We start from the raw sequence: 22,523 nt of genomic DNA on the forward strand, positions 1-22,523 counted from the left end.
ATGAGGAAAAATACAGTAGTTTTTGGTAGCTTTGTTGTGGACTTGATGTCTAGAACACCTCATTTGCCACAACCTGGAGAAACTGTTAAGGGACTTGATTTTACAATGGGTCCGGGAGGCAAGGGATTTAATCAATGTGTTGCAGCCCATAAGGCTGGTGCTGATGTTTTGATGATGACTAAACTTGGAAAAGATAGCTTTTCTAGGGTTTGTCTCGATACAATGGAAGAACTTGGCATGAATAAAAAGCATATCATTAGGACTTCGGACTTCACTACAGGTACTGCTATTATTATGGTGGATGAAAAGACTGGAGAAAATCAGATTGTAGTAGTTCCAAGCGCCTGTACAGAGATTACAGACGAAGAAGTGGAAGGGTTAAAAGAGTCATTGGTTAATTGTGACTATGTATTAACTCAACTTGAGACCAATCTTTCTGCAGTTGAAAAGTTGGTTGAAATTGCAAAACAGACAAATACTAAGGTAATTCTCAACACCGCGCCTATTCAAAAAATAGATGAGAGTATGTTAAAAGATATTTACATGGTTACTCCTAATGAAGTAGAAGCGGAGATTTTGACGGGTGTAAAAATAAAGGATCTGGAATCTGCAAATAAGGCTTCGAAGTGGTTTTCTGACAAGGGAGTAGAAAAAGTTATTATCACCCTTGGGAAAAGAGGAGTGTATGTATTTGATGGAGTAAAATCTGAAATTATACCAGCATATAAAGTGGATGTCATCGATACCACTGGAGCAGGTGATGCATTTAATGGAGGACTTTTAGCTGCGTTGACAGAGGGAAAGGACATTTGGGAAGCCTGTAAATTTGGAAATGCAGTAGGTGCCCTTTGCGTACAGAAAATTGGGACAACTCCTGCAATGCCTACAAGGGCAGAAATAGATGAATTTATGAAAAATAAAAATTAGGTGTATGCATCTTTGAAGTTGCATACACCTTAATAAATTTACCAAAACTATATTATTCATAAAGTCCTTTTACCAGCAATTCACCATTTTTCATCATCCATTTACCCATGGACATCACTGAATTTATACTAAGGTCCTCGTCTAAGACCAGTAGGTTTGAGATATATCCCTCTTTTATAAATCCTACTTCTCTGTGAAGTTTCAAGCATTTGGCAACGGTGGAAGTAAAGGGCTTTAAAGCTTCAGACAATGGTTCTCCCGACTCTACTATTTCCTTTAAAGTTGCCATTGCAGTGTCAACGGGACTATATCCAATGGCCGTTAGGTTTCCTTCTTCGTCATATTTTGACCAGGAACCATAGCCGTCGGAACTAAAGGTAAGTTTATCTAAGACTCTATCTTCCTTAGCCAATTTGTAGACTTCTACATCTGTAATATCTGAAGACATTCTACAGGTTGCATCTATATATCCTCCTTCTAATGCAAAATTCAGAGAATCTAAATAGGTATTTCTATCTCTATTGACATGGGTAGGTCTAAAGGTTGAAATTGGAAGGTTTGAAAAATCCAAGGCCTCTCTTATTTGGTCGAGTAGAAACTTCCCGCCTCCTAAATGAACGGTGACATGACCTGACTTTCCAGAAATCATTCCTGCAACCCTTGCACATGTACCAAGTCTTGCAAGCTCTCTATGGTCCAAGGCAGAGTCCCTATGGTCATTTGAAGCAATCTTTGCACCTATTACCCCGTCTATAAACACTATGTCCCTTTTTACATCCCCTGTAATTGTAGGACTTGGATATTCATAGGATCCTGTTAGGGCGTATGTCCTAATACCTTCGTGGGTAAGGGCTATGGCTTTAGAAACCAAGTTTTCTACAGATCTTGTAACAGAGTCTGTACCCAACAGTCCAACAGCAGTGGTAATTCCTGCTTGAATTAGTTTGGAAAGTTGTAGTTCTGGAACTTTTGTTTCAAAACCCCCTTCGCCACCACCGCCTGTAATATGAATATGTTGGTCGATTATTCCAGGAATTACTACTTTTCCCTTGGCGTCGTAAACTTCATCAAAGTCCATCTTTGGAACTTCATCTACTATTTTTAAAATCCTACCAAAACTTACTATAATATTTTTTCTACCAAGGTCCTCAGGATTATATATATGAGCATCTTTAATTAAAATCATAGATCGATCTTCTCCTTTTCCTTATATTCCAATATCTGCTTTGGTCCAAGTTTTTCGATACCAATTCCAGTTATGGCAAGTATCACTGCAAATATTATACCCATATAGTTAAGTATTGCCCAAGGTAGGTAGCTTAGAGTGTCCACACCAAGTGTAGAAGCCATATACGCTCCTGCGGCGGACCATGGAATTAAAGGAACTAAAACCGTTCCTGAGTCTTCTAAAGTACGGGATAAGTTTTTAGGGTGAAGTCCTCTTTCGATATATACATTTCTAAAGAGATCACCAGGGATAAGGATTGAAAGGTATGAGTTTCCTGTAACAAAGGCTACGGTAAAGCAGGAAGCAATTGTTGAAATGACTACTCCAGCAGCCGTCTTCACACGTTTTAAAATGGCTTCTAGGATTACATCTAGCATGCCGGCGGCACTCATTATTCCAGCAAATCCCATGGAACAAAAGACTAAGACTGTGGTTGAAGTCATGGAGACCGCACCTCCTCTATTTAACAGTGTCAATATATCTGGAAGGATTTCTTTGCCAAATCCTGTCATCTCCACATCAAATCCTTGAATTAATGAAATAAAGCCATTTTTTAAAGTAAATCCCTGTACCAAAACCCCTATAATTACAGAAAATAGGGAGTTTACTATCATGGTTGGAAGTGTTGGTATTTTAAGTAGGGAACCTGCTATCATGATAATTACAGGGATTACTAAAATTAAATTAAAATTATACATGCCACTAAGTTGTTCTTGTAATATTTTAACGGATTCACTGCTAGTTCCTGCAATATCGGCGTTTAATCCTGCAACTAAATACACTACAATGGCAACAGTAGATGCAGGTATGGTCGTATAGAGCATATGTCTTATATGTTCATATAATTCTGACCCTGCCGCTAGGGGAGCAAGTATTGTGGTGTCGGAGAAAGGAGATAGCTTGTCTCCAAAGTATGCCCCTGAAACAACAGCTCCGGCAGTGATGGCTGGATTCATATTGAGTCCTTGGGAAATACCCATTAAAACCACACCCATTGTTCCAGCAGAACCCCAGGAAGTACCTGTAACTACGGAAAGCACACAGGTTATTAGAAAGGCTGTCACATATAAAAATCTTGGGTTTACTATCTGAACTCCATAGTAAATTATCATGGGAACAGTACCAGAAAACATCCATGATCCTATAAGAAGACCAACGGACCATAGGATCAATGTAGCAGGTAAAGCCCGACTTATCTTTTCTATGATTCCTTTTTGCATCTCATCCCAATTGTATCCTAGATTATAGGCCATAACTCCTGCTATGATTCCACAAATCAATATGATCGGTTCAGCCCGAAGCTTCAAAAATCCAACTCCTATTGTAAGTAGTACAATCATCGTCAACAGGGGAAAGAGGGCTTGAATAGTTGACGGTTTCCTTTTTTCTTTCATAATTATTCCTCACTTTCTTTTGGTTATGTATATTGTATTAAGTTAAACTGCTAAAGTCAATTAAAGTATTCACATATTTATCTCTACTCTCTATGCCTAGCTAATGATTATCCAGACTTTTATATGGGTAAAAATAAATTATGGATGGAAATATGGAAGAATTTTCAAAGATTATTAACAAGATAGAGAATCCAGAAAACAGGTTAAAGTTTCAGGAGATAATTGAACATATCATAGAGAAGTTTCCCGACTTAAAGAGGGAAATAAAGTGGAATCAGCCCATGTTTACCAAAAATGGCACATTTATTATATCCCTAACGCCTTATAAAAAGCATTTTAGTATTGTACCAGAGGCGAGTACTGTAAGAAAGTTCAGTGATGAAATTGAAAGGGCAGGATATAGGGCGAAGGATATGACCATCGGAATAGACTGGACTGATGAAGTGGACTTTGATTTAATCTACAAGATGGTAGAACATCAAATAGAAGAGAAAAAGGACTATAAGAGTTTTTGGAGAAAGTGATTGAAAACGGTTCTATATCACCTATTAAATACAATATAAGAGGAGGATTTTATGAAATATTTTGAAATACAGGGAACGAAGGTTTCAAGACTTGGATTTGGATGTATGAGATTTCCTGTCATTGATGAGGACAATAGTAAGATTGACAAAAAAGAGTCATCTAAACTATTACTTGAAGCAATTGACAAGGGGGTTAATTACATAGATACAGCTTATCCTTATCATGAGGAGACCAGTGAGAAGTTTGTAGGGGAGTTTTTAAAAGAAAATAACCTAAGGGATAAGATTCATTTGGCTACTAAACTTCCATGTTGGCTTGTGGAAAAGGAAGAAGATTTTGAAAAACTTCTAAATAAACAGTTGGAAAACTTACAAACAGATCACTTTGACTTCTATTTACTCCATTCTTTAGACATTAAAAGATTTAGAAAAATTGTAGAACTTGGAGTTTTTGATTTCGTAAAGAAGATTAAAGAAAGTGGTATTGTAAAATATATTGGATTTAGTTTTCATGATGAATATGAAGCTTTTGAAGAGATGGTAAAAAGTTATCCTTGGGATTTTTGCCAAATTCAGTTAAACTATCTGGACATAGAATATCAAGCGGGTATGAAGGGATATGATCTAGCAACAAAACTAGGAATTCCCGTAATAATAATGGAGCCTTTAAAGGGAGGAAGGCTTTCTAACCCTCCAGAAGAAGTACTTAAATTGCAAGAAGAGTTTAAACCAATGTCTCCTTCCCAATTGGCTATTAAATTTCCCCTTAGCCTTAACAATGTGATGACTGTGTTAAGTGGAATGAATAGCATGAAACAAGTAGAAGAGAATGTAGAAATGGCAAGTGTTGTAGAATATGATAGCTTAACGGATAGGGAATGTGAATTCTATGAAAAGGCTAGAAAGGCCTATAAGGATAGGGAAAGAATAGGCTGCACAGCCTGTGAATACTGCATGCCTTGCACAGTGGATATAAATATTCCAAAGGTATTTGGATTTTGGAACAAGGCCTATTTATATGACGAAAGTGAAAAGAGCAAAAAGGATTATAAGAAATATCTAGAAGATGGAGTTTCTCCTGAAAAATGTATCGAATGTGGAAAATGTGAAGATCAATGTCCACAGAACCTTGAAATTATACAGGGGCTTAAAGAAGCAAATCAATTTTTAAAATAATAAGATTTACTTATCACCCATTGAAAGCTCATGTTTGAGTAATCGATGGGTTTTTTTGTGAATTTTAGTTTTTAAACTGAAAGGTAGAGATGAAATTTCAAATATTTTTAGGGACGATAAACCTCTATATTTAAACTGTGTATAATGTTATAATATGCGAAAGGATTGTTGTTTTAAGCCTTGGAAATAGTATGTATCATTTGTCAGTGAGGAAGTTACGGAGTTTAAATTACTTGATTTGTTATTTCAACCGGATAATATTTGCCTATGTTGTAAACAAGAGGAGACAAGGGATTATATTTGTAAAAGCTGTGCTGAAACTTTGGGTAGTGTAAAAACAATCAAGCCATAAATTATCTATAATTATAATAAAGTTTATGAACTATTCCAAGCTTGACTTTGACAGATAAAAATGGAAATAACCCTCTAAAACCTTATAAAACACAAGGTTTGGAGGGTTTTCTATTGGACATTTTGCAGTTGTGTTATGAGTTTTATAGTGTGGAATATAATTTAAAAAACAGAGGAAATTATCTTTATAAATGCTATAATATTATTGAGGTGATAATACATGATAATTGCTCATAAAGATAATAACGACAGGACACAGAGTCTAGAGGATCATTTATTAAATGTAGCTCTACATTGTAAAGAACTAGGTGATAAGGTAGGACTTGGGAATTTTTGTTTTTTAGCAGGTGCTCTTCATGACTGTGGGAAGGCAGATAGGCGCTTTCAAAATAAGATAATAAATGGTTCTACGGAAAAGGTTATACATTCTAGTGCGGGGGTGAAGTATATATTCACTCTAGCAAGGCAGTTATATAAAAAAGGAATGAAGAACTATGGGGATTTTATTGAAACTGCTTCATATGTAATAGGAGCGCACCATGGTCTTTTTGATTCTCTTCGAACAGATGATAATAATAATTATTTTAGCTCAATTCACTATAAGTGTTTCTATGACAAAGAGGGTGACTATAATTATGAAGATGATATATTAGGGTTTTTAAAAGAATTTGAAAAATTAATAATTGAGAAAACGGGAAAAAGTTTTAGTGATTATTTTTTGAAGGCCCATGAGGAATATGTAGAAGTATTTAATAGACTTGACCTTGACAAAACAAATCGAAAAGAATTTGAATTTTATAATTTTATAACGGTGAGACTGCTACTTTCTATTTTAAAGACGGCAGATGTCTTAGATACAATAAACTCTATTGAAGAAGTAATTCCAAGAGAGAGAGAATTTGTTTCAGGGGAAGCGCTTTTAAAATCTATAGAAGATGTATATAAAAAGTTTGGAGAACCTAAGTCGAAGATTAATAAAGTAAAGACAAAAATTGCTGACGAAGTTAAAAACAAGGGATTTATCAATGGACCAGGAGTTTATAAACTGGATATACCAACTGGATCTGGAAAGACTTTGGCTTCTTCTAGATATGCAGCGGCGGCTATTTCTACCGGGAAATTTGAAAAACTTATTTATGTTACGGCATTCTTATCGGTGCTAGAACAAAATGCTCAAGAGTTAAAAAAAGTTTTTGGAGACGAAAATGTGTTGGAGCATCATTCCAATATAGTAGAAGATTCAAATGAAATAGATGAATATAAAGAAGATACAATTGAATTTAAAAATAAAGAATATTTGATTGATACTTGGGATGAAAGAATTGTTGCAACTACAATGGTTCAGTTTTTTAATTCATTGATGAAAGGAAAATCTGGAAATATAAGAAGATTTGCCTCTCTTATCAATTCTGTAATTGTATTGGATGAGGTTCAATCTCTACCCATAGAAACAACGTATATATTTAATCTTTTCTGTAATTATTTATCTAGAATAATGGGGGTTAATTTAGTTTTATGTACTGCAACACAACCGGATTTTGATAATGAAAATATAGAATATAGAATAAAATATGGTGGATTAAATGAAGAAGAGGATTCCCTTTATACAATGAGTGAAGAGGATATGAAACCTTTTAGAAGGAATAAAATTAGTCTTCTAAATGGGACGACGGAAGAAGCATCTATTGAAGATATAATAAAAGAGATTGAGATGCATAAGGATAGATCTACACTTATCATTGTTAATACAAAGAAGACAGCAACACTAATATTTAATGAGATTGAAGAAAAATATAATGATTGCTACCTATTATCAACGGATTTTTGTCCGGCTCATAGAAAAGATATTATTAAAGAGATGAAGGAAAAACTAAACCTAGGAGTTCCTGTAATATGTGTAAGCACTCAACTCATAGAAGCTGGCGTGGACATTGACTTTCAAAGTCTCATTAGGTCCTTTGCAGGCATAGATTCTCTTTGTCAGGCAGATGGAAGGTGTAATAGAGCAGGACTATTGGAGTTTGGGGAAGTAAAACTAGTAAATTTATCAAATGAAATAGAATGTACAAAGTATCTTAAAGGAGTAAACCATAAAAAAGAAATTGCTAATGTAATTTTATCAATCTATCGAGACGAATTAGACTTAAATAAGTTAAACGGACCTTTCTATGATAAATACTTTAGCAACAGAGCTGAATTAATGAGTTATCCCTTGGAAGAAGATAAGTTGGATTTATTTGGGCTAATAACAGAAAAGAAAATTTACAACGATTATAAAGATGTGTCTTCTGGTGCTACATCATCGAAACCTTTTAGTAGCGTCAACCAACCATTTAAAAAAATTAGTGAAATATTTGAATTAATTGATGAAGACTCACAAGAAGGTGTTATTGTATATTATCGCGATAATGAGGAAATAATTGAAGAGTTGATTGATATGGTCAAAGAATATGAAAAGACATATGATGGATTGTTATTAAAGAAAATCAAGAAGATACTAAAAAGTTTACAACCTTACACAGTAAATGTAAGAAAGTCTGATATACACGATAGAAATTTCATAAAATACTTGGATGGTAAGATTTCAATTTTACCAAAAGAACTTTACTCCAATAAAAGAGGGTTAGATATAAAAAGACTGGATGAGGCAAATTTGATTTTTTAATACGAGTTATGTAGATAGGGATAATAAAATAGAGCACTACTTTATTATCTCCTATAAGATACTAAAAATATTTCAATCCCCACAGTCACACTGTGATAAAAATATTATAACATAAGTCGGTATTAATTTGACTCAAACAGATATTTATAATATACTTAAAATGAAGTTAACACTAATTGAAAAGGTGTTAAATATTTCTTAATTGAACATGGAGGTGAAAAAATGGAAAGATCTAAATTCTTTTATATTAGAGTTACAGGTGATTATGCTATGTTTACAGCTCCAGAAACTAAAGCTGGTGGAGAAGCTATCTCATATAGCGTATGCACAAGACAAGCGCTTCATGGAATAGTTGATGCTTGCTATTTTAAGCCTGTACTAGTTAATGTTATTGATGAAGTTAAGGTTATAAACCAGATAAGAACTCATACCATGGGATCTAGAGCTCTATATTCAAATGGAAGCCCTGGACTTAATTATATTACAGCTCTAGAAAATGTGGAGTATCTTGTTAAATTTCATTTTGAATGGAATTTGGCAAGGGAAGATATGAAAAACGATAGAAATATGAAAAAGCATGAGGCCATTATGGAAAGGTCTTTAGAAAGAGGAGGAAGAAGAGATGTTTTTCTTGGTGTAAGGCAATTTGTAGGCTTTGTTGAAAAAATTGATGAAATAGAATATACAAACTCAACTTCTTTTTACGAAGACCAAAAGATAAATTTTGGAATAATGTTTCACTCATTTATTTATCCAGACAAGCCAGGGGAAAAACTTATCTCTTGTTATACGGATATAGTGATGGAAGATGGAATAATAAAATTCCCATCTCAAGAGGAATGCTTAATCAAAAACACTTTATCCAATTACACTTTTAAATACCCAAAGGAATATAGAAGTGTTGACGAAGAGTATGAACAATATATGAAGTTATAGGAGGTGAAAATGTGGGCTTTTTGACAGATTTACTAGAATCTTATAATAAAGCAGAGGACTTAAAGCTAGTAGATAAATATACTGCTAATGATACTGTGCTCCTACCAGTGTATCATAATATTATGAATTCTAATGGAAATAATATAGTTCTTTTAACATTGACGAAGGAATCCCAAATTATTCAAGCAGAGTTCATGAAAAAGATGGACAAAAATGGTGACACAAAATTATTTGAAACTTATATTGTTTTTCCAGTTACTATGAATTCGGGAGCTAGAACATCAGGTAAATGTGCTCATCCTATAGTAGATAATTTTTCATACTTAAGCACTCTAGATGAAATTAAGCATGAAATGTACTTAAGCGGATTGAGAGATTTTTATGATTATGTTAAAGATGATAAAGTTAAGATATTTCTAAGATCGATCATAGGTGCAGTCGAAGATAAAGATTTTTTCAATAGGGTTGTAGATAAGATATATGGAAAAAATCTCATTAGTATAGATAAGACTAAGGTGAAATATCAGTATGTTGAGGAAACTAAATCAGGAGAAAAAATTAAAGAAGCAACTTTAGATTTTAAAGATGTATATGTAAACTTTAAAGTAATTGCAGATAAAGGCAGAGATTATACTGTTACAGACTTTACAGATCTTCACAGAGAATTCATAGATTATATTGATTCTCAACGGAAAAATCTAGGGATATGTAATATTAGTGGAAAAGAAGAAGAAATAGTAGATAAGCACCGAGGAATTTTGGGCAATGCGAAAGTTATTTCTGTCAGCAATAACAGAGAGACTTATTTTGGAAGATTTAAAGATGGATCTGAAGTTATACAGGTGGGATATGAGTCATCGGAAAAAGTTCATTTAATGATTAAATACCTTTTAGAGAATAATAATACAAGAGTTTGGTTGGGTTCGGGGCAGTATTTAATTAACTGGTTTAGCGATGACATACAGAATAAGAGTGGTTTAGATCCTTCAAATTCAGCAAAGCAAAAGGATGAAAATGTTAATAGCAAAGAAAATTTTTTAGGATATATTGAAAAGGACGAAATAGAAGAAGAGATAGATGATTTTACACCGAATGAAGGAAATAAAAATGTTGGGGAATCATTTATTAAAGGCAAAAAAATGTTCTCTGATAATTCTAATTATTATGCCATGATATTGGACAAATCTAGTAATGGAAGAATTTCTATAAAATATTACAACAAGATAAAATCTTCCCAACTTTTACTAAACTTAAACGCTTGGGGAGAAAAATATAAATGGTATAGAAAGACTGAGGACAAAAAATCTTATGAGGAGTACATTCCTTCATTAGGTCAAATACTACTGTCTTCCTATGGGATAGAGAGAGATGGGAAGCTGGTTTTAGATAATGATAATTTCAAAAAAGATCAATTTAGAAAATTAGTCATTTCGGTTATCGAAGGTAGAGATATACCGGATAATTTGACAAGAATGCTAAAGTTAAATATCAGAAATAGAATCAAATATGACAAACAATGGTTAACAATTATGTATATAGCTCTTGCCATATTGAGCAAAGAAAGAAAGGAGGATTTTAATATGAAAGAACTAGAAAGTCAAACAGTATCTTACTTATATGGAAGATTGCTTTCTGTTTATGAAAGAATAGAAAGTGCAGTCTTTGATAAATTGACTAAAGAAAAGAAAGATAATTCCGGTGGAGTTCGTATCACTAATGCAGAAAAATTTTGGAATTCCTTTACTAATAAACCTGCAACTATGAGCGAAGTTTTAGAATCAAAGACAAAGGTTTATGAAATGAAGCTAAAAGCTGAGAAACCTGGTTTATCTATAATCTACAATCAGGAAAAACAAGAAATTTATGAAGCGTTGGCAAATTTAGGAGAAAAGCAGGAGTTAAATGCTCCATTAGATTATGAGTTTATCTTTGGATATTACGGAGAAACAAAAAAATTATTTACTAAGAAGGGAGATAAAGATGAATAAGGTTGATTTTTTAGTTACTTTTACGGTTAAAGGAGCAAATTGTAATGGGGATCCTCTAGCTGGCAATATGCCTAGAACTGATTCAATGGGTTACGGTGAAGTTACTGATGTATGTATTAAAAGAAAAATAAGAAATAGAATGCAGGATTTAGACAAGGATATTTTTGTGCAAGCGAAAGAAAGAACAAAAGATGGAGCAAATTCTTTAGAAGCTAGGTATAAAATCTATTTTAACAAAGACAATAAGGATGAAGAAGTCGAAAAGTCATTTAATGAAAAATGGTTAGATGTTAGATCCTTTGGACAAGTAATTACATTTGATAAAAGATCTATTGGGATTAGAGGGCCTGTATCCATTACAATGGCTAAATCATTAAGTCCAATTATAATAAATTCTACTCAAATTACAAGATCTTGCAATGGTATGGAACCTAAAAATGATAAGGCAAGATCTTCAGATACTATGGGAACTAAACATAGTGTAGAATTTGGAACTTACTTCTTTAGTGGAGCAATAAATTCTTATATTGCAGAGAAAACTGGATTTAATGAAGAAGATAAAGAAATAATAAAAAAATGTTTAAAAACTTTATTTATAAATGACACCTCGTCTGCAAGACCAGATGGAAGTATGGAAATTAAAGAAATATTTTGGTTCGAACATAAAAATGAAATTGGAAATGTTTCTAGCGCCAAAATAAGAGCTTTATTGGAATATGAAGACTTAGCACAAGCCGATTCTTATGAAGACTATAAGATAAGACTAAATGAAGAAAAATTAGAGGAGTATAAAAAGTTAGGAATTAAATATTCTCATATCGAAGGTATTTAATTGAAATGAGAAAATACAAAGAAGAGGATTATCTAATGCTTAGTGGCATACAACACTTTTGTTTCTGTAAACGAAGTTGGAGTCTAATTCATGTAGAACAATTATGGGAGGAAAACTATTATACTATTGATGGTATGATAAAACATGAAAAAGTGGATAATCCTTTTATAAAAGAAAAAAGAAAGAATATTTTCTACTCTAGATCTGTACCTATTTCTTCAAGTAAGCTAGGATTAAATGGGATAATAGATATGGTAGAATTTATTAAAGATGGAGAGGGAGTCAATGTTCCAGGCAAAAAAGGACTTTGGAAACCCTATGTTATAGAATATAAGAGAGGGAAAGAAAAACCAGACTTAAGGGACATCTCTCAGCTAGTTGCCCAGGTGATCTGTCTTGAAGAGGATTTAAATTGTCATATTGAGAAGTCTTTTATCTATTACTTTAAAACTAATACTCGACTTGAAGTTGATATTGATGAAGAAAAGAGAGAATTTGTAATAGACACAGTAAAAGAGATGCACGATATGTTTGAAAACAGAATTACACCAGATGCTGAATTCTATAAAAAATGTACGCTATGTTCATTGTATGATCTATGTATGCCTAGGATAACAAAGAAAAGAAAATCAATAGAAAATTATCTATACGGTGATTGATATGAAAAAACTTTTGAATGTACTGTATGTCACAAGAGAAGATGCATATCTTGCAAAAGAAGGAGAAAACATTGTAATAAAGGAATATGGGAAAGTTATAGGAAGATTTCCTATCCATATTTTAGAAGGGATAATCTGTTTTAATTATCAAGGCGCTAGTCCTGATTTAATAAAAATGTGTGGAGACAATAATATTATTATTGCTTTTATGACTCCCCAAGGAAGATATTGCGGAAGATATATTGGAAAGAGTAGTGGAAATGTACTTGTGAGAAGAGAGCAATATAGACTTGCTGACGGCGAAGAATCTTTAGAATTTGTAAGAAACATTGTTTATGCAAAAGGATATAATTCTAAGAAGATAATAAAGTCCTTTGTAAAAGATCACAAAGAAATTGTCGATTTACAGAGAATTGATAAATCCATTGCTTTGATAGATAAGGCTCTTGATGATATTAAAATATCACAAGATAAAGATAGCTTGAGGGGTTTAGAAGGAGTAGTTGCAAAAGCCTATTTCGATATATTTGACGAAATGATTTTACAACAAAGAGAAGATTTTTATTTTGTGGGGCGGAATAGGAGGCCACCTAGAGATAGAGTAAATACTTTACTTTCATTTCTATATACTGTATTAACTTATGATTGTCAGTCTGCCTTAGAAGCTGAAGGTATAGATAGTTATGTTGGATTTATGCATGTAGATAGACCGGGGAGAATCTCAATGGCTCTTGATTTATGTGAAGAAATGAGAAGTTATTTAGTAGATAGACTCTGCCTCTCACTAATTAATTTACGTATAATTAAGCCTGTAGATTTTGAAATAAAAGAAAATGAAGCAGTACTTCTTAATGATAAGGGCAAACAAAAGGTGATTAAAGCTTGGCAGGAAAATAAAAATAGGGAAATAAAACATCCATTCATTGGAGAAAAAATTAAACTTGGATTACTACCCCATGTACAAGCAAGATTACTTAATAGATACTTACGAGGAGACCTGGAAAGTTATCCTCCATTTGTTATAAGAGGTAATTAAAATGATGGTATTAATAACCTATGACGTCAACACAGAAACAAGAGAAGGAAAATCACGGCTCAGAAGGGTAGCAAAACAGTGTGTTAACTATGGGCAGAGAGTACAAAATTCGGTTTTTGAATGTAGCTTGAATCCTGCACAGCTTAGAAAGCTGGAGAAGATTCTATTAGATATAATAGACGAGAAAACAGATAGCATTCGATTCTATAATCTAGGGAAAAGCTGGAAATCTCGGGTAAAGAGTATAGGAAGAGATGATAGCTATAATCCAGATGAAGATTTACTTATGCTGTAGAACCTGGCTTGCACATAAAAAGTGGGAGTCTTCGAAGGAAAAACATGGTTTTTTATTAAATTTTCGACCTAAAAAGAGAAAAGGAAAATTTAAATAGCCGTAAAACGTTGAAAATTTACGGTCGCTCCCTACGCGGGAGCGTGGATTGAAATTGTTTACGTCCTCGTAAATTTCAACTCCTTTTCCGTCGCTCCCTACGCGGGAGCGTGGATTGAAATTAAAATTCCCTTTACATCCGCCATTAACTCTATATGTCGCTCCCTACGCGGGAGCGTGGATTGAAATCTGCCTTTGCCCTATTACTCCTTAAAACACCGTAAGTCGCTCCCTACGCGGGAGCGTGGATTGAAATAAATAATCTAGAGATTATATTAAATTCTGGTGGTGGTCGCTCCCTACGCGGGAGCGTGGATTGAAATTACCTTACTATCTAATTCCGCAAGTGTTAAAAAGCGTCGCTCCCTACGCGGGAGCGTGGATTGAAATCTATAGGATTAACAGGTGCAACACCAGGAATTTCAAGTCGCTCCCTACGCGGGAGCGTGGATTGAAATGATGAAAAAATAGCAACTGAATTCGGGATAGAAAAGTCGCTCCCTACGCGGGAGCGTGGATTGAAATTCCATCTCCTCACTCTCTAAGAGAGGAAATTCATTGTCGCTCCCTACGCGGGAGCGTGGATTGAAATAAACCTTTGTAAACATAAGCCATCCTTGTTTTTACCGTCGCTCCCTACGCGGGAGCGTGGATTGAAATACTGATAATTAAACGACCAACAACATCACATAACGTCGCTCCCTACGCGGGAGCGTGGATTGAAATCAATGTATGCGTGGTTAAAACTGGTGTAAGAATAGTCGCTCCCTACGCGGGAGCGTGGATTGAAATAGAAAGTTTAAAGTGTATTAAATATAATTCAACCTGTCGCTCCCTACGCGGGAGCGTGGATTGAAATAGAAAGTTTAAAGTGTATTAAATATAATTCAACCTGTCGCTCCCTACGCGGGAGCGTGGATTGAAATGCCAACCTCTGACAAAGTACATACAATGCTATCTGTCGCTCCCTACGCGGGAGCGTGGATTGAAATTAATAAAGCAGTGGAAGTTATTAAAAAATCAATAGTCGCTCCCTACGCGGGAGCGTGGATTGAAATGCTAATTTCTGGATAAAAATTATACTTTTTTAGCCGTCGCTCCCTACGCGGGAGCGTGGATTGAAATGTATGCAGCATCTCTCACACTATTTGAAAATGCAGTCGCTCCCTACGCGGGAGCGTGGATTGAAATCTATACGGTACACCAACTGTATATGCACCAAAAAGTCGCTCCCTACGCGGGAGCGTGGATTGAAATTGTATTTATTTCCCATGCTTAGAATGTCCTTTCTGTCGCTCCCTACGCGGGAGCGTGGATTGAAATATAAAAAAGGGTATACTGTATCCATAAGCGGGCAGTCGCTCCCTACGCGGGAGCGTGGATTGAAATTCCAGTCTCTGACCGCTTGTTTGTTAGATTTATTGTCGCTCCCTACGCGGGAGCGTGGATTGAAATCGTGACTCCTCGGTCTCGCCCTTGCTGGGCAGGTGTCGCTCCCTACATGGGGGCGTGGATTGTCGGCTTGGTGATTCAAGAACTCTTTAAACCTCTATATTTAAACTGTGTATAATGTTATAATATGCGAAAGGATTTGTTGTTTTAAGCCTTAAAATCGAAAGTATCATTTGTCAGTGAGGAAGTTATGGAGTTTAAATTACTTGATTTGTTATTTCAACCGGATAATATTTGCCTATGTTGTAAACAAGAGGAGACAAGGGATTATATTTGTAAAAGCTGTGCTGAAACTTTGGAAACTATTGAAGACTTCAAAGTTATTGGAGATTCTACTTGTTATAGTCCATATTTATATTCGGGACATATTAAGAGGATGATTTCAGAGTTTAAGTTTAGAGAAAAAAGATATTATGGTAAGGTGTTTGCAAAGCTATTGGAGGACTTTTATAGAAAAAATGGCTTAGATTATGATTTGTTGGTGCCAATACCTCTCCACAGAAAAAAACTTTTGAAAAGGGGTTACAATCAATGTGATATCCTCTGCGATTTTCTTGGTGAAAGACTAAATATTCCTGTAAACAAAGAGATATTGATTAAAATTAAAGAAACGAAAGATCAACATCTACTTTCTTCATCTAAACGAAGGACCAATGTAAACTACGCTTTTAAGGCAATTGGTAAGAAAGGTTTATTAAACAAGAGGATATTGTTGGTGGATGACTTAATAACCTTTGGCTATACCTTGGAAGAGGGGGTAAGAGCTTTAAAGGATGTAGGATATAGGGAGATTGACTGCCTTGTCATTGGAAAGGCAAGGCCAGAAAGTCCTCTTAAAAAGGGGAGGTAAAATGAAGGAAATAGGTACAAAAATTATTGAAACCAAAAGGCTTATCCTAAGAAGGATTGAAGAAAATGACTATCTTCAGGCCTATGAAAATTGGACAGGGGATAAGTTAGTTGAAAGGTATGTTACTTGGGATACCCATGAAAATGCGGAATGTACTAGGGAGTATTTTAGTTCCAAGGTGGATAAGTATGAAGATAAACTTTTCTTTGACTGGGTTGTAGAGCTTAAGGAAAATAGCCAGGTAATCGGCGAGATAGAAGCAAGGCCTTCCAAACAGGACGATCTTGTAGAAATTGGATACTGTTATGGCAGTAGGTTTTGGAATAGGGGATATGCTTCAGAAGCTTTAAAGGCGGTTGTTGACTATATGTTTACTGAAGTTAAAGTTAGGAAGGTATTGACAAGGCATATGGGTATGAACCCTGCTTCTGGAATGGTGATGAAGAAGGCGGGCATGAAAATAGATGCAGTACTTAAAGGTTATGTAATTGATAAAAAGACTGGAAAACCCGACGATTTTCATATGTATTCCATAGATTATGAGGAATGGAAAAGTTAATAAACTTTTGTCTTTTTAAGGCTTTAAAATGACCCCTTAGATTTTTTGCAAAGGGGTCATTTTTTATACCTATTTTATTTTACTTATTTCGAGAAGAAGTCTTTTCGTATATTCCCAAATTCTGTCTACGGACTCCAAGTCTATTCTCTCCTTTGGAGTATGAATATCATACATCTGTGGACCAAAGGTTATCATATCGGTTTTGGTAAGACTTTTCTTTAATATTCCACACTCTAGACCGCAATGTATTGTGTGAACATTTGGAGATTCATGATACATTTCTTCATATACTTGAATTGCCACTTCTCTTAATTTTGAGTCAGGATCATATTCCCAAGCAGGATAGCCACCGTCATCAGTCACATCAAATTTAAATTCATTCATTATAATTCCATAGCTATTTCTAATCTCTACTAAGGAAGATAGAACTGAAGAACGAAGTAGAGCTACCAGTTTAAGAGTTGACTCATCTTGAGTTAAAACCCCATTGGATATACTGGTTTGTACCAGTCCTGGGAAAGCATAGTCCATATATATAACCCCATCTGGAATTGCAACAAGGGCCTTTAGCACATGTCTTTGACTTTCTTCGTCCCAAACGGTTTCGTGTTTTTCTTCAATTTCTTTAAGTTCGATTTTTAGATTTGGATCGGTTTCTTTATGTTCTAAAGAAATCTCGGACATTCTTTTTTCCACTTCTGCCTTTGCTTTATCTTCAGCTAGTAAAATGGCCTTAGAATAGCTAGGAATGGCGTTATGCTTAGAACCTCCTTCTAAAGAAACCAACTCTAAATTATCGATTCCTTGAAGGATTCTTGCAATTAACTTAATGGAGTTTCCTCTAAACTTTTCAATTTCCTGTCCGGAATGGCCACCAGTTAAGCCGGATATGACTAGACTATAGGTTCTATCTAAATTAGACTGTTTAAATTTGAGCTTTCTTGTAGAAGTTATGGTCATTGCTCCTGCGCAGCCTACAAGTAGGTCACCTTCAACTTCACCGTCGATGTTTAGAAGATACTTTCCTTCTAAATCCTCTTGTTTAACCGCTGCAGCTCCATCCATCCCAAGTTCCTCTTGAGTTGTTAGTAGAACTTCTAAGTTTGGATGGGGAATGTCCTTGCTATCTAAAAGGGCAAGACAATAGGCAACGGCTATTCCATCATCTGCTCCAAGGGTAGTTTTATCTGCCATTAACCAGCCGTCTTCAACTTTAAGCTTTAACGGGTCCTTTGAAAAGTCATGGTCAGAGTCCTCGGTTTTTTCACAAACCATATCCATATGGCCCTGTAAAATAACCGTAGGGGTATCTTCTAAGCCCTTTGTTGCAGGCTTTTTGATTATAACATTATAAAGCTTGTCCCTCTTTGCTTCTAGGTTTCTCTCTTTAGCAAAGTTTAATACAAACTCACTTACTTTTTCTTCGTGTTTAGAGCACCTAGGTATTTTAGTCAATTCTTCAAACCAATATAGAACTTCTTTAGGTTCGTAATTTTCTAACATAATTTCCTCCTAATGTAAAATTAATCCGGAAAGAATTCCGAAGTAGTTACCTATTACATACCCTAAAGTACCAACTAATAAAGCAGGAACTATTAATTCTTGCCATCCCTTTGATACAGCCATTGCCGCTGCAGTAGTTGGACCACCTACATTGGCGTTGGAGGCGATGATAATTTCTTCAATGGAGAATTTTAAAATCTTACCCCAAATTAGTGACCAGATTAGGTTTATTATTACTATTAATAGTGCAAATACCAATAGTAGAGGGGACTCCTTTAAAATTAACATGATGGAAGCGGGAGCTCCAATTACAGCAAAGAATAGATAGATTAGGAAAGTTCCAATTTCTTGGGAGCCCTTAATCTTTGACATCTGTTTAGAAAATACTGATGAAATAATCATTGTGAAAGTGGTGATTAGAAGGTATTTGTTTCCGAAGAATCCTCCTATAATCTTTGAAAAAGCATCATCTCCAGAGAAGACTTCCTGGATTATACCTGCAAGTTTGTCTGAAATTGCTACGATTATAAAGGCAAGAGCCACTGTTATTGCAATATCCTTTAGAGAAATCTCCTTAGCTCCCCAATATTGGGCGGCCATGGTTTCATTTTCTGACTTTTGACTTTCTGACATCTTCTCTAGATTTTCTTCATAGGGTCTTTTGTAGAATTTTTTGATAAAAGCCATTGCTGGCAATGAAGCTAGAGTAAAGAAATACAACGCCATAAGTAAGTTATCTGCCACTAGTGCCGCTGATGTTGTCTGTCCAGGGACATTATACATTGTACTCATGGCTACAAAGTTAACTGATCCACCTGTATAGGTTCCTACAAACATGGGAACTAAATCTGCAAGTTTAGGAATAAAACTCTTTAGAATAAAGAATGCAATAAAACCACCTATTATGGTTCCAAGTCCAGAAATTAGATAGATTATTAAAACTCTTCCAGAACCCTTCCAAATCTTCTTGATGTCCGCTTGAAATAAAAGCATAGGCACAGCTAAAGGTACAACATAGTCCCAAACGTTATCATAAACTGGAGATTCTGTTGGAATAATCTTTAGATTTGCCAAAATCAACATAAAAAACAAGGCCAGTATACAACCAGTTACCTTATTTGCCCACTGGTACTTCTGTTCCAGTATGATTGCCAATGCAGCTGAACCTGCAAGAATTGCCCAAAGTATCCATGTACTATCCGGCGAAATTAAACTGTTCATAAAATCCTCCTATAAATGAAATATTTTCAATTTCATTATATAACTAATAAAATTTTTGTCAAGCCAATTAAAGCGATAAATTGTTAAATGTTATCGTTAACATAAGAAATATGTTAAATTTGGATTGTCGTTATGTTAAAGTGAATTTCAAGATTTAAAATTTATGACTATAGTAAAATCACAACAATATTACAAAACATCAGGATGGGTATAATAATAGACAAGACAATTTTAGAATAATTTAAGGTTATAGATTAATAAAAAGTAAATAGAAAATTAAATTGTTTAAGACATTTTAAAGGTAGTAAAACTAAAATGGATGTATAAAAGAGGTGATTATTGATGAATGATGATGAAAGGTTTGACAATACTGAAGGATTCAATTCCGATGATATTAGAGATGAAAACAGATATTACTATAATTCTAGTAATGATTATTATGATGATTACAATAGAAGTCGTGGTCCTTCTATGGACGATGTTAGAAATGCTGTAAGAGAGGAAATAAGAAGAGTACCGCCTAAGAAGACACCTTGGGTTAGGATAATTATTATAACTCTTTTGTTCTCTGTGCTATCTTCTTTGGCAACTGCAGTTAAGGTAAAGGATATTGTGGAGGCGGAGTATGGTAGATCCAACTCCAATGGGTCCAACTCAAGTTACACTATAAATGTAAAGGATGATGCCAATGTTGAAAATGCCATTGCAAAAAAGGCGATTCCGTCTGTTGTTGGAATTACTACTATAACCCAGTCAAATGACATCTTTAGTTTGAGAGGTTATGTGGAAGGTGTCGGATCAGGCGTTATTGTAAGTAGCGACGGGTATATCCTTACTAACTCCCATGTTGTAAGTAATGGTAGAGCTAGGGAGATCAATGTGGTGTTCAGCGATGGAGAAAAGACTGCTGGACAGTTGATATGGCAGGATGAGGGACTGGATCTAGCGGTTGTTAAAGTTGAAAAGACTGGACTTCCAGTTATGGATTTGGGAGATTCGGATAAGGTTTCAGTAGGGGATAAGGCGATAGCTATTGGAAACCCTCTAGGGTTGGACTTACAGTCAACCCTTACTTCAGGTTATATCTCTGGATTAAACAGAACTATCAATATGGAAAATGGTGCTTCTATGGATGGTTTAATTCAAACTGATGCTGCAATAAATGGAGGTAACTCCGGTGGAGCTCTTCTAAATTCCAAGGGTGAACTCATTGGAATTAATACTGCTAAGGCAAGTGGTGGTGAAGGAATAGGATTTGCCATTCCTATTAATATAGCTAAGTCCATAGTAAATGAGATAAAGGATAAGGGTAACTTTGAAACCGTTAAGCTTGGTATCCAAGGGGTTGACTTGGACATGTATGAAAAGTACTTCCAAGTGGACACTGGGGCTAAAAATGGAGCTGCAATTTTGAAAGTTGAGCCTACTAGTCCTGCAGGAAAAGCTGGTATACAAGCTAATGATATCATCATTAAAATTGGCGATAAGAAGATTACAGGTATGAATGATATCAGAAAGTCACTAATCGACTTTAGATATGGTGATGAAACTGAACTTACTATAATCAGAAATAGTAAGGAGCAAAAGGTCAAAATAAAATTTGAAAAATTTATGGAAACCCAATCATAGGATAAATTAAATGGGGAGTGTGGCATGGCTACACCCCTTTTTTATTTTAGCGCTCCTTTTAGATATTACATAGACATCTAAATAAGCTATAATAGTTAAGAGGTGAATCATGAAAAAGAAATTTATTTCTATAATTTTAATTATAGTTCTATTTATAACAGGATGTGCTGGAAATAAGGTAAAAGTGATAAAGGGTTACAATAAATATCAGAAGACCTTTTTTGACGTATTTGACACTATTATCGACTTTACTGCCTACACTCAGTCTGAAGAGGAATATAACCAGTATTATGATTTGGTAAAGAGTGAGTTTGAAAGGCTTCACAAACTCTATAATCATTTTGATAGTTTTGAGGGTGTTAACAATATTAAAACCATCAATGACAATGCGGGCATTAAACCTATTAAGGTAGACAAAGATCTTTTTGAATTGATAAAGTTTTCTAAAAAGATGACAGAAGAATATTCTGATGTGACCAATATGGCTTTTGGTTCGGTTTTAGAGATTTGGCATGAATACAGGGAAGAGGGACTAAAGAATCCAAAAACTGCGAAATTGCCAAAAATCGAGGATTTAAGAAAGGCTAATGAACACACATCTATTAATAAGGTTATTTTAGATGAAGAGGAATTAACGGTGTTTTTAGAGGATAGTAATATGAAACTAGACCTTGGAGCTACGTCAAAGGGCTTTGCTTCACAGCTGATAATGGATAAGGTCAAAGAGAAGGGCTGTAAGTCTGCAATTCTCTCTGCAGGAGGGAATATAATTGCCCTAGGTAAGCCTATGATTGAGGGAAGGGACAAGTGGATAATTGGAGTACAAAATCCAAATTTAAAGGAGAACACAAAAAAACCTACCATTGAGACCATATATGGAAAGGACTTGACCGTTGTAACAAGTGGAAACTATCAAAGATTCTATACCGTTGATGGTAAGGACTACAACCATATAATTAGTCCCAAGACTTTGATGCCAGCAGAAAACTTTACTTCTGTGACAGTAGTTGCAAAGGATAGCTCTGTAGCAGATTATCTTTCTACAACGCTTTTCATCTTAGATTATGAGGAAGGTAAAAACCTGATAAAGAAATTTAAAGATGTGGAGGTAATGTGGGTAGATAAAAACGGAAAAATAAAGGAAACAGAAGGGTTCGAAAAGTATTTAAAAGATTAGTGAAATCATAGGAACTAATATATAA

Annotated in this window: 18 protein-coding genes and 1 CRISPR repeat array; of the genes, 14 read left to right on the plus strand and 4 right to left on the minus strand. The window is 34.8% G+C overall.

Annotated elements, in window-relative coordinates:
- Entirely contained in the window at positions 1 to 927 is a 927-nt protein-coding gene (gene rbsK / locus Q1K37_RS01610; protein ID WP_300408719.1) for a ribokinase, read from the plus strand.
- A 52-nt stretch (positions 928 to 979) separates the two neighbouring features.
- Here the strand turns inward: rbsK and iadA are convergent, their stop codons facing one another.
- Together iadA and nhaC are read right to left on the minus strand one after the other, a co-directional pair.
- Complete coding sequence (iadA, locus tag Q1K37_RS01615; protein WP_300408721.1) at positions 980 to 2,113, minus strand: beta-aspartyl-peptidase; 1,134 nt, start codon at positions 2,111 to 2,113, stop codon at positions 980 to 982.
- Positions 2,110 to 3,549 carry a Na+/H+ antiporter NhaC gene (nhaC, locus tag Q1K37_RS01620; protein WP_300408723.1) on the minus strand — a complete coding sequence of 480 codons (1,440 nt, stop codon included), beginning with the start codon at positions 3,547 to 3,549 and terminating at the stop codon, positions 2,110 to 2,112. Before nhaC ends, iadA begins: the two co-directional genes overlap by 4 nt.
- Positions 3,550 to 3,701: 152 nt before the next feature.
- Between nhaC and Q1K37_RS01625 the strand changes: the two genes are divergently transcribed.
- The 11 genes from Q1K37_RS01625 (at position 3,702) to Q1K37_RS01675 (ending at position 16,968) form a co-directional block, all read left to right on the plus strand.
- Positions 3,702 to 4,073, plus strand: a complete 372-nt coding sequence (locus tag Q1K37_RS01625; protein WP_300408725.1) for a DUF1801 domain-containing protein — start codon at positions 3,702 to 3,704, stop codon at positions 4,071 to 4,073.
- Between the two features lie 51 nt (positions 4,074 to 4,124).
- Entirely contained in the window at positions 4,125 to 5,249 is a 1,125-nt protein-coding gene (locus Q1K37_RS01630; RefSeq protein ID WP_300408727.1) for an aldo/keto reductase, read from the plus strand.
- 571 nt (positions 5,250 to 5,820) lie between these two features.
- Complete coding sequence (gene cas3 / locus Q1K37_RS01635) at positions 5,821 to 8,265, plus strand: CRISPR-associated helicase Cas3' (RefSeq protein ID WP_300408729.1); 2,445 nt, start codon at positions 5,821 to 5,823, stop codon at positions 8,263 to 8,265.
- Positions 8,266 to 8,487: 222 nt separating this feature from the next.
- The gene (gene cas5c, locus Q1K37_RS01640; protein WP_300408731.1) at positions 8,488 to 9,201 is read left to right on the plus strand and encodes a type I-C CRISPR-associated protein Cas5c; all 714 of its coding nucleotides are present in this window, start codon (positions 8,488 to 8,490) and stop codon (positions 9,199 to 9,201) included.
- Between the two features lie 11 nt (positions 9,202 to 9,212).
- Complete coding sequence (cas8c, locus tag Q1K37_RS01645) at positions 9,213 to 11,189, plus strand: type I-C CRISPR-associated protein Cas8c/Csd1 (RefSeq protein WP_300408733.1); 1,977 nt, start codon at positions 9,213 to 9,215, stop codon at positions 11,187 to 11,189.
- Positions 11,182 to 12,021 carry a type I-C CRISPR-associated protein Cas7/Csd2 gene (gene cas7c, locus Q1K37_RS01650; RefSeq protein ID WP_300408735.1) on the plus strand — a complete coding sequence of 280 codons (840 nt, stop codon included), beginning with the start codon at positions 11,182 to 11,184 and terminating at the stop codon, positions 12,019 to 12,021. The genes cas8c and cas7c overlap by 8 nt, the downstream gene beginning before the upstream one ends.
- Positions 12,022 to 12,026: 5 nt before the next feature.
- The gene (gene cas4, locus Q1K37_RS01655; protein ID WP_300408737.1) at positions 12,027 to 12,680 is read left to right on the plus strand and encodes a CRISPR-associated protein Cas4; all 654 of its coding nucleotides are present in this window, start codon (positions 12,027 to 12,029) and stop codon (positions 12,678 to 12,680) included.
- 1 nt (position 12,681) lies between these two features.
- Positions 12,682 to 13,716, plus strand: coding sequence for a type I-C CRISPR-associated endonuclease Cas1c (gene cas1c, locus Q1K37_RS01660; protein ID WP_300408739.1), 1,035 nt, complete (start codon positions 12,682 to 12,684; stop codon positions 13,714 to 13,716).
- Position 13,717: 1 nt separating this feature from the next.
- The gene (gene cas2 / locus Q1K37_RS01665; protein ID WP_300408741.1) at positions 13,718 to 14,011 is read left to right on the plus strand and encodes a CRISPR-associated endonuclease Cas2; all 294 of its coding nucleotides are present in this window, start codon (positions 13,718 to 13,720) and stop codon (positions 14,009 to 14,011) included.
- A gap of 120 nt (positions 14,012 to 14,131) precedes the next feature.
- A CRISPR array of direct repeats spans positions 14,132 to 15,628; the repeat unit is 32 nt; unit sequence GTCGCTCCCTACGCGGGAGCGTGGATTGAAAT.
- Between the two features lie 121 nt (positions 15,629 to 15,749).
- Entirely contained in the window at positions 15,750 to 16,409 is a 660-nt protein-coding gene (locus Q1K37_RS01670) for a ComF family protein (protein WP_300408743.1), read from the plus strand.
- Between the two features lies 1 nt (position 16,410).
- Positions 16,411 to 16,968: a GNAT family N-acetyltransferase gene (locus Q1K37_RS01675; RefSeq protein ID WP_300408745.1), complete on the plus strand. Its 558-nt coding sequence runs from the start codon at positions 16,411 to 16,413 to the stop codon at positions 16,966 to 16,968.
- A 69-nt stretch (positions 16,969 to 17,037) separates the two neighbouring features.
- Here the strand turns inward: Q1K37_RS01675 and Q1K37_RS01680 are convergent, their stop codons facing one another.
- Positions 17,038 to 18,471 carry an aminoacyl-histidine dipeptidase gene (locus Q1K37_RS01680; RefSeq protein WP_300408747.1) on the minus strand — a complete coding sequence of 478 codons (1,434 nt, stop codon included), beginning with the start codon at positions 18,469 to 18,471 and terminating at the stop codon, positions 17,038 to 17,040.
- A 9-nt stretch (positions 18,472 to 18,480) separates the two neighbouring features.
- Positions 18,481 to 19,692: a DUF819 family protein gene (locus tag Q1K37_RS01685; protein ID WP_300408749.1), complete on the minus strand. Its 1,212-nt coding sequence runs from the start codon at positions 19,690 to 19,692 to the stop codon at positions 18,481 to 18,483.
- Between the two features lie 342 nt (positions 19,693 to 20,034).
- Here Q1K37_RS01685 and Q1K37_RS01690 point away from each other — a divergent pair, with 342 nt between their 5' ends.
- Both Q1K37_RS01690 and Q1K37_RS01695 read left to right on the plus strand, forming a co-directional pair.
- Positions 20,035 to 21,321 (plus strand): trypsin-like peptidase domain-containing protein, encoded by a 1,287-nt coding sequence (locus Q1K37_RS01690; RefSeq protein WP_300408751.1) that lies wholly within the window; start codon positions 20,035 to 20,037, stop codon positions 21,319 to 21,321.
- A 109-nt stretch (positions 21,322 to 21,430) separates the two neighbouring features.
- Positions 21,431 to 22,498: an FAD:protein FMN transferase gene (locus tag Q1K37_RS01695; protein ID WP_300408753.1), complete on the plus strand. Its 1,068-nt coding sequence runs from the start codon at positions 21,431 to 21,433 to the stop codon at positions 22,496 to 22,498.
- Positions 22,499 to 22,523 lie beyond the last annotated feature (25 nt).

Origin of the sequence: Lagierella sp. (genome assembly GCF_029983815.1) — a bacterium.
Lineage (GTDB): Bacteria > Bacillota > Clostridia > Tissierellales > Peptoniphilaceae > Mediannikoviicoccus.